The sequence below is a fragment of the Verrucomicrobiota bacterium genome, assembly GCA_016871535.1.
Lineage (GTDB): Bacteria > Verrucomicrobiota > Verrucomicrobiia > Limisphaerales > SIBE01 > VHCZ01.
The window spans coordinates 1-8,342 of the sequence record VHCZ01000269.1; the positions used below are offsets into that span (position 1 = coordinate 1).

7 protein-coding genes are annotated in these 8,342 nt (G+C 60.3%); 5 read left to right on the forward strand and 2 right to left on the reverse strand.

Features of this window, described 5'->3' with window-relative positions:
- Window positions 1-197: 197 nt before the first annotated feature.
- Entirely contained in the window at window positions 198-1,556 is a 1,359-nt protein-coding gene (locus FJ398_23350) for a DegT/DnrJ/EryC1/StrS family aminotransferase (GenBank protein MBM3840838.1), read from the reverse strand.
- Between the two features lie 138 nt (window positions 1,557-1,694).
- The gene (locus tag FJ398_23355) at window positions 1,695-2,609 is read right to left on the reverse strand and encodes a gfo/Idh/MocA family oxidoreductase (protein ID MBM3840839.1); all 915 of its coding nucleotides are present in this window, start codon (window positions 2,607-2,609) and stop codon (window positions 1,695-1,697) included.
- Between the two features lie 851 nt (window positions 2,610-3,460).
- On the opposite strand from FJ398_23355, the gene FJ398_23360 reads away from it, so the two are divergent.
- The 5 genes from FJ398_23360 (at window position 3,461) to FJ398_23380 (ending at window position 8,280) form a co-directional block, all read left to right on the forward strand.
- Window positions 3,461-5,266: a DNA primase gene (locus tag FJ398_23360; protein MBM3840840.1), complete on the forward strand. Its 1,806-nt coding sequence runs from the start codon at window positions 3,461-3,463 to the stop codon at window positions 5,264-5,266.
- A gap of 131 nt (window positions 5,267-5,397) precedes the next feature.
- Entirely contained in the window at window positions 5,398-5,712 is a 315-nt protein-coding gene (locus FJ398_23365) for a hypothetical protein (GenBank protein ID MBM3840841.1), read from the forward strand.
- Between the two features lie 208 nt (window positions 5,713-5,920).
- Window positions 5,921-6,256 (forward strand): GxxExxY protein, encoded by a 336-nt coding sequence (locus FJ398_23370; GenBank protein ID MBM3840842.1) that lies wholly within the window; start codon window positions 5,921-5,923, stop codon window positions 6,254-6,256.
- 525 nt (window positions 6,257-6,781) lie between these two features.
- Window positions 6,782-7,729 carry a hypothetical protein gene (locus FJ398_23375; GenBank protein ID MBM3840843.1) on the forward strand — a complete coding sequence of 316 codons (948 nt, stop codon included), beginning with the start codon at window positions 6,782-6,784 and terminating at the stop codon, window positions 7,727-7,729.
- On the forward strand, window positions 7,675-8,280 hold the full coding sequence (locus FJ398_23380) for a VCBS repeat-containing protein (protein ID MBM3840844.1): 606 nt from the start codon (window positions 7,675-7,677) through the stop codon (window positions 8,278-8,280). Before FJ398_23375 ends, FJ398_23380 begins: the two co-directional genes overlap by 55 nt.
- Window positions 8,281-8,342: the final 62 nt, after the last annotated feature.

The window sequence follows — 8,342 nt, forward strand, 5'->3', positions numbered from 1 at the left end:
CGGCGCAACCCGAAGGGCGGCAGTTCTTTTTCGCCAGACTTCGTTGCTTGCTCCTTACAGATCCACTTCGGGATATGCTCGTCGCTCGCGCCTCGTCTGGCCGAAAAATCCCTTGCCGCGAACGTGAGCGTATTTATGAAATGGACCACTTAGGCTAGGCTAGTTTGGCTCAGTTGGGCGAGATCGGCCGGGGGGACTCACGCCGTTGCCTTCACCAGTTCTGCGCTGTGCTTCTGAATCTTCCGGATCGCTTCGACGATGTGATCCATGTCGCGGCGCTCGGCCAGGAGGAGGTTCTGGGATAGACCCACCGTCGTCGCGCAAACCTGGCGGTTGCCTTTCAGTTCCTGGAAGCTCTCGCGATACGCCTTGAGGCGTTCGGCGCTAAAGAGCCGTTTGAACCCGCGCGATTGGATCGCTTCGTCCAGAATGCCGTCGAAGTATTGTTCGTGGTAACCGCCGCTGCTGGGGATGCCTTCGGCGCTGAGCGCGCGAATGAACTTGTCGCGCGGCAGTCCGCGGAATTGCTGCGCGTCGTAGCGCAACGGAAAGAGATGCCACACCGCCCGGCTGTTCTCCGGCAAACGCGCCGGCTGAATGCCGGGAATCTGCTTCAACTGCGAAATCAGGTAGTCCGCGTTCTCTTGCCGATGCGCTGTTTCCTTCACCAGCTTTTCGAATTGTTGCAGGAGCAGGACCGCCTGGAACTGTTGCATGCGATAATTGCTCCCGCGGGTGAAATACGGCCTTGCGCCCTTGAAGCTCCCCGTGGCGCGCCCGACGTTGTGGAACGCGTGGCATCGGTCCAGAAGGTCGTCGCTGTTGCCTGTGACCGCGCCGCCTTCGCCGGAAGGAATGTGCTTGGAGTTTTGGAAGCTGAAACAACCCAGGTCACCCAGCGTGCCGCACTTGCGGCCCTTGTATTCAGCCAGCCAGGCCTGGCAGGCGTCCTCGATGGCCGCGAGCTTGTGTTTGCGGGCGATGGCGTTGATCGGGTCCATGTCGCAAGGCATGCCGTAGATGTGGACGGGGACGATGGCGCGGGTGCGTTCGGTGATCCGGCTTTCGATCGACGCGGGGTCCATGTTCAGCGTGGCCGGGTCGGTGTCGGCGAAAACCGGCAGCGCCTTGTTGATCAGGATGGCGTTGTACGTCGCGATGAAGGTGTAAGGCGAGACAATCACTTCGTCGCCGGCATCCACACCCATCACGTGCAAGGCCACCAGCAAAGACGTCGTGCCGCTGGCGGTGGCGAGGCAGCGTTTGGCGCCGATCAGTTTCGCGTAGGCATCCTCGAACTCCGCCACGTGTCCGCCCTCGCCGCGATACCATTTGCCACTGCGGAGGACCTTGATGATCGCCGGTTCCCACGATTCCCGCCAGGTTGGCCACGGTGACCAACCTCCGGTATGTGCCGGTGTGCCTCCGAGCAAGGCCGGTTTCGCAGTGTCAGCCGCGAAGACCATGGGTGCCCGGCGCGAGCCGAGCCAAGTCAAAGCCGCGGAACCGACGGCTGTGCGTTCAATGAATCCACGTCGTGTTAGGGAATTCTTCATACGTTTGTCTCCTTCATTTGTTTGGCTCTTTGCCGAATGAATCTGGTGGGCAGGAGGTGGGATCTCGTTCGTGTGACTTCATCCAGATGGGCGATCCCTGGTCGCCGCGCACGCCTTGGGATTTGGCCTTGAACCGGTTCAAGGGATCAATTTCGCCGCGGCCTCTGCTTTGGCTTTCGCGAGCACGCTCGCCAGCGACACCGGTTTGCCGCCCTGGCGTTTGCTTTCGTCCGCCGCTTCCATGAAAGCGAAGATTTCAATCGTTTCTTCGGCGTTTACCGGCGGTCTGCCTGTCTTGAAAAAGCGGCCAATCTCGCGACACAAGCCCTCATAGCCCCCTTCGCGGCCAGCGGGAATGATCGCTTTGCTCCCAAAGGCGACGGCGCCGAACGCGGCGTTGTTCTTGCGAATTCCGCGATACGTGCCGACGCGTCCATCCTTCCAAATGCCAGTGACCACATCCGTGTCCGGCGTCTGCACACGTGTGACCGTTTCGCAGCCCGTGCCCATGAGCACATAAAGCGGCTCGATTCCGTGAATGCCGTAAAAGAACATGTCCGGCGTGCCTTCTTGATACGTGCACGATCCCCACGTGATCGCGCCAACGATGCCGCCGAGTTTTTCGTTCTTCGCCAGTTCTTGAACGCCGCCGAACCGCAGCGACGAACTGGAGAAGCACGGCACGTTGTGTTTCTTGGCCAATTCGTAAATGGCGATGGCGTCCGCGAGCGAACCCGCGACGGGCTTGTCGATGAACAGCGGTTTGCCGGCTTTGATCACGGGGATCGCTTCCTGCAAGTGAATCCGGCCATCGACGCTTTCGAGGAGGACCCCATCCACCTTCTGCAGCAACTGCGGAATGGTCTCGACGATCTCGACGCCATTGGTGCGCAGCCCTTCGGTGAATCCTTTGACACGGTTGCGGCTCGCGGGATAGTCGGTGCCGCCGGGATATCCCGCCACGATCTTGATGCCGGCCTGATCGCCCGTGGCTTTCGGGTTGTTGAAAATCTTCGCGAACGCGGGGACGTGGGAAGTATCCAGGCCGATCATGCCCGCGCGGATCGGCGCGGTTTCTGCCGCCCGGGTGTGGACACACAGAACCGACACGAGGATTGCGAGAAAGGCGCGGAAACACAGGTTTCGACAGCGGAACATTTTGGAGTGGTTCATGACGATGGTGAATCTATGACGAATCCTGGATTCGCGGCAAGGGCCTTTCCGGCGCTTTCACAAGTTCTGCCCATGAACCGTAGCCGCCGACGTGAGGAGGCGGATTTCCGGGTTAACCAAAGTGTCCGCCTCGTTACCTCGGCGGCTACGAACCGACGGTTCATGGAAAGCTCCCTGTGCCTATCGGACCTGCTCATGGCCCATGAACCCGGTAGGGCGAGTCCGTCCCGGCGAGCCGCTCGACGTGAGTGGAGCACGTCCAGACCGGCTCGCTGGGGACAGGCTCGCCCTATCGTCAGTTCATGGGAAGCTGGCTTGGCGACGGCGCCATGCACCCGACCCATGAACCCATCAATGGTAGGGCGGCGCTGCTGCGACGCCGCATCGATTGAAGACCGGCTGCGCGGCAACGCAGCCCTACCCGGTTCACGGGAAGTTTCCTTGGCCAGGAAGCCATGCCCATGGCCCAAGAACCGAAAACTGCGCGGACCGCAGCCTTCAGGCTGCTTCCGTGCACTCTCCGGAGTCGAGCGTTGAAGCGGCCTGAAGGCCGCGGTCCGAAGAGACGGTGCATGGGAAGAATTGCTGCGCCGCTTTGATTCCGCCGCAGAAAAGCTAAAACCGCGATTTCGGGCGATACCGCGAACGCACCTCTCCGCCATACTGAGGAGACCGAGGCAACGAAGCCTTGGTTTCCGTCGCGGCCTTCAGTACATTGCGCTCCAGTTGCCATGGCCGGCCTCTTCTCAACCGCCGCGCTCGAACAAATCCGCGCGGCCAGCGACATCGTCGATGTGATCAGCGCGGTCTTGCCGCTCAAGCGCGCGGGGGCGAACTTCGTCGCGCTTTGCCCGTTTCACAAAGAGAAGACCCCGAGCTTCAATGTCAATCCGCACAAACAAATCTTCCATTGCTTCGGGTGCCACAAGGGCGGCGACGTGTTCAGTTTCATTCAGGAATACGAGAACATCAGCTTCACCGAGGCCGTCCGGCGCCTGGCCGAGCGCGCCCGGATTCCGTTGGAATTCGAGAAACAGCCCGGTGCACAGCAAAATCGGTTTCTCAAGGAAACGCTGCTTGAAATTCACGAGCGCATTGCCCAGCGCTGGCACACGAATCTCCTGAACGACGCCCACGCCGAACCCGCCCGCGCTTACCTGGCCAGGCGGAGCGTTGCGCCGGACGCGGTGAAGCTGTTCCGGCTGGGCTACGCGCCGGATGCGTGGGATGACACCGTCAACTGGGCGAAATCGAAGAACTACGAGTGGCGGATCGTCGAGCAGGCGGGCTTGATCATTCGCAAGGAAGGCGAGGATCGTTACTACGACCGGTTCCGGGGCCGGCTCATGTTTCCCATCTGCGACGAACAAGGGCGCGTCATCGGCTTCAGCGGCCGCGTGATCGCCGGCGACGAGAAGACGGCCAAATACGTCAATTCGCCCGAAACGCCCATCTTCACCAAAGGCAAAGTTTTCTTCGGCCTCGACAAATCGAAGCGCGCGATCCTGGACGCCGGGTGCGCGATCGTTTGCGAGGGCCAGCTTGATTTGATCGCCTGTTACATGGCGGACGTGCGCAATATCGTGGCGCCGCAAGGCACCGCGTTCACGGCCGATCACGCGCGCATCCTGAAGCGTTACGTGGACGAAGTCGTGTTGTGCTTCGATTCCGACACGGCTGGGCAAGCGGCGGCCGTGCGTGTTCTGGACAGTTTGCTCGCGTCGGGGTTGGCGATCCGCGTGGCCACCATTCCCGCGCCGCACGATCCGGACAGTTACATCAAGGAATTCGGCGGCGCGGCGTTCCAGAAGCTGATCGGGCAAGCGGAAGGGTTCTTCGATTATTACCTCAATCATCTCTGCGCGGCGCACGACGTTAACTCGGACAAAGGGCAGATGACCGTCGCCCGAGCGATGGCCGAGGCCGTGCAGAAAACCGGCCATCAAGTGCTCGTGGATAAATACGCCCAAAAGACCGCGCTGCGCCTGGGGATCGCGCCCGAATCCATGCGCGCGGAGTTCAGGAAAGTTTCCGGAAAAGCGGCTCCGCCCAGAGAAGCGGCGGAAACAAATTCCCCAGCCCCTCCGGAGGCCGTTCCCAGGCCTAACGCACAGGAGTTCTGGCTGCTGAAACTCGTGCTCCTGAACGACGACGTAATCGATTGGATCGCGGCTCACCTTCAACTCGATTGGGTTCAGCACGCGCAAGTCCGCGAAATCCTTTCCGCCCGGCTGGCGTTGCACGGGAAGCAACCCGAAGCCGGTGTGAGCGGGTTGATGGATCAATTCGAGGCCCCGCCCGTGCGCAGTTTGATCAGCGAAGCGCTGGCGGAAAACCGCCCGATCCCGAATCCCATGCAGCAACTCCAGGATCTTGCGTTGCGCTTGCGCAACCAATTCCTGGACCAGCAGCTCGCCCGTTTGGTCCACCGTGGGAGCCAGCCGGGGACGAGTGACGCGGAACGGGTTCAACTTCTCCAGCAGCAACAGGAATTACGCGCAGCCAAGAGGCAGCCCCTCAAACCGAGTTCCGCGTGAACTGGCAGGGCTGCGTTGCCGCGCAGCCGGTCTTCGGTCGATGTGGAGGAGCAGCAGCTCCGCCCTACCAGTCGCCTGGTCCTGTTTTTCCCTTGGTTGGATTCTGCGTGACAACTAAACTCGGGCCACCAGTGAAACAGCATTACCCCGTCGATTCAACTATTTGGCTGGTGTTGCTGAAGTGCCTTTTTTGCGACCAATCGGTGACAGCGCAAGCGGGTGACAACGCGGCTCCGGTGCATATCGTGGACGGTTCGTTCGTCCGCGAATGGCTCGTCTTGGGGCCTTTTCCTTCCCGAGACCTCGAGACCGACTTCCTGGCCAGCGCAGGCGGCGAAGCGAACGTCCGGCCCAAGGAAGGCGATACGGTTTCAACCAAGGATGGAAAGCAGTTGGCCTGGACGCGCCTTCGTTCCAAAGCAGATGCCGTCGATCGGCCGCGATGAATCTGAAGAGAGGTTGGCCCACGAATCACACGGATTACACGGATAGGGGATGGGGAGAGAAGATGGGGGACGCTCGGACTTCGCGCCGTCAATAAAGGCGTCCCGCTCATTCCCCTCTCCATTCGTGTGATTCGCGTGATTCGTGGGCCTCCAAACGAATTGACATTCACAGGCGAAACGCGCCAAATACGAACCCGAAAGGAGGCTTATGAAGGACTTGATTTTCAAGGAGGAGAGCTACCGGATTATCGGAGCCTGTTTCGAAGTGTACAACGAGAAGGGGTGCGGGTTCTTGGAGGCAGTCTATCAAGAGTGCCTGGAGATTGAATTCGAGATGCAGGGCATTCTGCCTCTGAAGCAGAGGTACACCGCTGACTTTGTTTGTTACGGCAAGATCATCGTGGAGTTGAAAGCCGTGTCGGCACTGACGGACGAGCATCGGGCGCAAGTTCTCAATTACTTGAACGCCAGCGGCTTCAAACTGGGTTTGCTAATAAATTTCGGGCACCACCCCAAGTTGGAATACGAACGTCTGGTGCGGTGAAACTTCTCACGGGGAGTTTGCCCACGAAACACACGAACCACACGAAAAAGGGAGGGAATTCTGAGGGCGAGTTCGTTCTCGCCGACCTTAACCCCGCTCCGCTTTCGTGTGTTCCGTGTGTTCCGTGGGCCATCTCCCCAGCTTCTGGAGTTCTTCGTGGGATACCTTTTCCTCGCACTTTGCTCGCAACATCATCGCAGTTTGATTGGAATTTGATTGTAGAACCCAGCCGGTCTCGACTGCTCTTCCGGCTCGCACATTCCAGGTCGTGAAATATTTTTCCTGAATTCTTCCAGCTTGATTCGATTCATCGCCTGCTTGCTCCGCGCCTGATTTCGAGCCGTGCTGGAGCGGGTTTCCTCGGGTTTGGTTTCGCTTCCGCAACCATGCTTGAGCCACTTCAGCACTGCGGTTGAGAGGCGACTCCGCGTCCTTGGCACACCGGTTGCAGAGGGGAGACCACTTGGAACGGAACAGCGACTGTCGATTTGAACCAAAATAAAATTCAACCCGAAGAGTAAACCGATGAAAAAACCAGACCTCGTTCAAACTTGGTGCCGATCCCATCTCGGCAGAATTCCCAGAAACACGGACCCAACCCCTCAAGCTCGCCGATTCGGCCAGCGACTCGTTTCGAGCGTCAGCAGCTTGTTAACTGCTCTCGCGCTGGTCGCGCTCGCGGCGCCCGCTCGTTCGCTTGCCCAAGTTTCCCTCCCGACCTGGCCACCCTACACGAGGATTTCAGCCACCGGCAATTCCGCTTCTGTTGCCGTTGGAGACATGAACGGCGACGGCAAGAATGACGTCATCATCGGACGCCACGATAGCCAGAATGTCCAGGTAGTTGCCGGAAACGGCGAAGGCGGGTTTGGAGCCGCCGCGGAATTTCCTGCCTTTCTATCCCCCCTTGCGGCGAGGCCAAGGGGCATTGTCGGCGGCGATGTCAACGGCGATGTTAAACTGGACCTGGTGACATACGACTATGCTTGGTCGGCGTCTGTGTCCGTGCTTCCCGGTGATGGCGCAGGAAATTTGGGGAGCCCGGCCGTCCACAATGTTCACGACACACGTGATCCCGGTGATTTCCGCTACGTCGTCTGGTCCGCGGCGCTCGGGGACGTCAATCGCGACGGCAAGCCCGACCTGATCGTGGGGGGTGCCAACAATTATTTCACTTCAAAGGGCGATGTGTGGGTCTTCCTCAACGACGGTTCCGGCAACTTCGGGCCAGGGACAATCGTGTGGACGAGGTTCATGGGTCACGGCGACGTTCCGGCACAATTTGTGGCGGCGGGAGATTTGGATGGCGATGGCAACGGCGACATCGTCGTCACTTCCGGGTTGGGCAGTTCGGGAGCGGCAATGCGGTCACCGTTCTCTACGGCAACGGGACCGGGGTGTTCCCCTCGATCGTGGGCATGCCATTTCCCAATACGCCGAGCGGAAGAGCGAACCAGGCGCAGGGCGTGGTGATTGCCGATATGGATGGCGCCGGATTGCCCGACCTCGTTGTGTCCGCCTCGGACATTGGCGGCACGCGGACCGGCGGCGTGGTCGTGTTCCGAAGCACGGGCTCGCGCACTTTTGCTCCCGGGACAACTTACCCCACGACGTTCTTCCGGAACGGCATGGGTGCAGTTGGCGACCTGAATGGCGACGGACATCCCGACGTGGTGGTAACGGGTGCCACCTCCGGTGACAGCCTTGCCTATTTCCTAAATGACGGCAGCGGCGGACTGGGGGCGCCTGTTTATATTCCTCATACGGGTGCTGTTGGACTCGCGCTCGGCGATCTGACCCGCAGCGGACCCGGCACGCTCGATGTCGTGGTCGGTACCGGTGGCTCCGGAACGTGGATGCTGCGTAACGGGCCGAACGGCGCCCCCCCCTCCCGTGGCGGACACCACGCCGCCCGTCATCACCGTCCCGGCGAACATCACCGCCGAAGCCACCAGCGCGGCCGGCGCAGCGGTGAACTTCACCGCGATGGCCGCCGAATCACAAGATGGTTCCGATCACGTTGACCGCGGTTGCGTCCGATGCCGTCGGCGTGGCCTCGCTCCAAATCATCAGCGCCACGAGCAAC